At 58.5% G+C, this 2,145-nt stretch carries 4 protein-coding genes and 1 pseudogene; all 5 read right to left on the bottom strand.

Annotated features, from left to right (window positions below; translation table 11 throughout):
* Positions 1-133 precede the first annotated feature (133 nt).
* On the bottom strand, positions 134-562 hold the full coding sequence (locus tag ACMX3H_RS18945) for an ATP-binding protein (RefSeq protein ID WP_415211881.1): 429 nt from the start codon (positions 560-562) through the stop codon (positions 134-136).
* Between the two features lie 11 nt (positions 563-573).
* Positions 574-1,008, bottom strand: coding sequence for a HAMP domain-containing protein (locus ACMX3H_RS18940; RefSeq protein ID WP_415211880.1), 435 nt, complete (start codon positions 1,006-1,008; stop codon positions 574-576).
* A complete protein-coding gene (locus ACMX3H_RS18935; RefSeq protein ID WP_415211879.1) occupies positions 1,009-1,446 on the bottom strand; it encodes a hypothetical protein in 438 nt (145 codons plus the stop codon). It lies immediately after the preceding gene.
* Positions 1,443-1,883, bottom strand: a pseudogene (locus ACMX3H_RS18930) (winged helix-turn-helix domain-containing protein); the annotation flags it as partial. The gene ACMX3H_RS18935 and the pseudogene ACMX3H_RS18930, both read right to left, overlap by 4 nt.
* 115 nt (positions 1,884-1,998) lie before the next feature.
* The coding region (locus ACMX3H_RS18925; protein ID WP_415211882.1) for an ATP-binding protein at positions 1,999-2,145 on the bottom strand (147 nt) is incomplete at its 5' end.

Genomic DNA, 2,145 nt, shown 5'->3' with positions numbered 1-2,145 from the left:
CATCGCCGGATTATCCATGATCTGACAGCCGTCCCTTATAGGATGCGGGTTCACTAGGCATCGTAGTGGAACATATTCTTACCGGGCCATACAACAAACCCACCAATAATTCAAGACGTCCTCCACGGGGCGCTTACATAATGCTGCGTACGGTAGAAAGCCCCAGACCGCTGCCGGTGGCGGAATTGTGGCGGGACGCATCGACGCGATAAAAACGGTCAAAGATACGGGCCTGCTGCGCCGCGGCGATGGTGTCGCCGTGGTTCTCCACCGACAGCGTCACGCCCTCGCGCTGCGTTTGGACGGTCACCCGGATGGTACTGCCACTTTGAGTGAAGCGGATCGCGTTGGCCAGCAAATTGGCGAGCGCGCGCCGTAGCAGGTCGCCGTCGGCCCACAAGGTGCCCTCCGTGGGATAGACCACCGTCAGCTGACGCTCCTCGGCCGGCCCTTCAAAATAGTCCGCCAGCGGCGGCAACACCGTTGCCAGATTGAGATGTTCGCAACGGATCGCTTGGCTGGCGTCTTGCGCCAGCGCCAGAAACAGCATGCTGTCGATCATGCGCGATAATCTCAGCAGCTCTTCAAAGTTGGATCCAAGCAGCGTTTCATAGTATTGGAGGTGCGATCCTGCGTCAGCGCAACCTCCGTTTGCCCGAGCAGATTGGCAATCGGCGTTCGCAGGTCGTGGGCCATATCGGCCGACACCTGGCTGAGCTGCTGAAAGCTGGTTTCCAACCAATCGAGCATTTGATTGAAGGCCGCCACCAGCGCCAGTAGCTCGCGCGGCACGTGACGTAGCCGGATGCGCCAGGCCAAATGGCGCACGTCGATGGCAGCGGTTTCCTGCGCCAGGCGATGCAGGGGGCGCAGCCCGCGCCGGGTCAGAAAAGCAACGCTGAGCGCGGCGATGACGGTGGCGACGATAATCAGCAGCAGCATTTGGTGGCGGTAGCCCGCCAGCGTGCTGGTACGCTCCGTCATGAGCCTGCCGGTGATAATTTCCACCTATCCCGGGCCGTTGCGCGTTTTCGCCAAGGCGGAGGCGGAAATAAACGGTGTGCCGTCGCGTGCAAGCTCATGACGCACATTTTTCAACGCCAGCGGCTGCTGGGCGGGCACCGCGGGGATGTCAGGTATGGTTGCCTTGCCGGGATTGACTTCAATAAGCGGCGGTTGACCGGGAAAGCGTAGCACCAACAGTGACTCGGTATTGCCCAGCATATTGGCAAACAGTCGCGGCTTGGTACGAATGAGCTCCAGCACGTCTTCGTTAAGCAACAGGGTGCGGATCTGATCCATCCGGTTCAGCAGGGCCGCGTCGTCACGCCCGCTGATTTGTATCGCCAGCGATTGATACAGCGCCATCCCCGTAAGGATCATCACCAACAGAACGGTAGTGGAAATCAACAGCGACAGGCGCGCGGTTAGCGACAGGCTTTTCATGGAGTATCGTCGCCCTCGCAGCGGTAGCCCACGCCGTGAACGGTATGGATAAGGGGGCGAGGGAAAGGTTCGTCGACTTTTTGCCGCAGACGGCGCACGGCCACATCCACCACATTGGTATCGCTGTCGAAATTCATGTCCCAGACCCGCGAGGCTATCAACGTGCGGCTCATCACCTGTCCCGGATTGGACATTAACAATTGCAGCAGGTTGAACTCTTTATTGGTCAGGTCGATTCGCCGGCCGGCCCGCTCCACGCGCCGTTTGGCGATATCCAGCCGCAGGTCGGCCACCGTGAGAAGCTCTTCGCGTTTCACCTGCATGCCGCGCCGTAGCGCGGTGCGGATGCGGGCGAGGAGTTCGGCAAAGGAGAAGGGTTTGATGAGGTAATCGTCCGCCCCCAGTTCCAGCCCCTTGATGCGGTCGTTGCAGATTCCGACGTATCCGATCATCTGTTCCGGCGACATCCGATCAGTTATTCCGATATTTTCCGATCACCCATTCCAGTGATATTCGATCACGTGTTCGCTCATCTTCTGACTCAGTTTTAGTCTATACTTTTCCTGTGCTGGCTACTCCTTGCTCTTTGCGTAGTGATTCGCCTTTAAGTTCCAGTCGATAGCTGGGGTGTACTAGCCGATCGAGTAACGCGTCAGCTGTCGTGGGGTTTTCTATCAGTCCATACCATTTTTTTACCGG

This window comes from Sodalis sp. (in: enterobacteria) (assembly GCF_047607725.1).
GTDB lineage: Bacteria > Pseudomonadota > Gammaproteobacteria > Enterobacterales > Enterobacteriaceae > JBLKSS01.
The sequence above is the reverse complement of the archived record's forward strand: the minus strand, read 5'-3'. Positions and strand labels throughout refer to the sequence as shown.

Excerpts from the sequence above, each read along its gene's own strand:
- ACMX3H_RS18945 (WP_415211881.1), bottom strand. The coding sequence starts at position 562 with ATGATCGACAGCATGCTGTTTCTGGCGCTGGCGCAAGACGCCAGCCAA.
- ACMX3H_RS18935 (WP_415211879.1), bottom strand. The coding sequence starts at position 1,446 with ATGAAAAGCCTGTCGCTAACCGCGCGCCTGTCGCTGTTGATTTCCACT.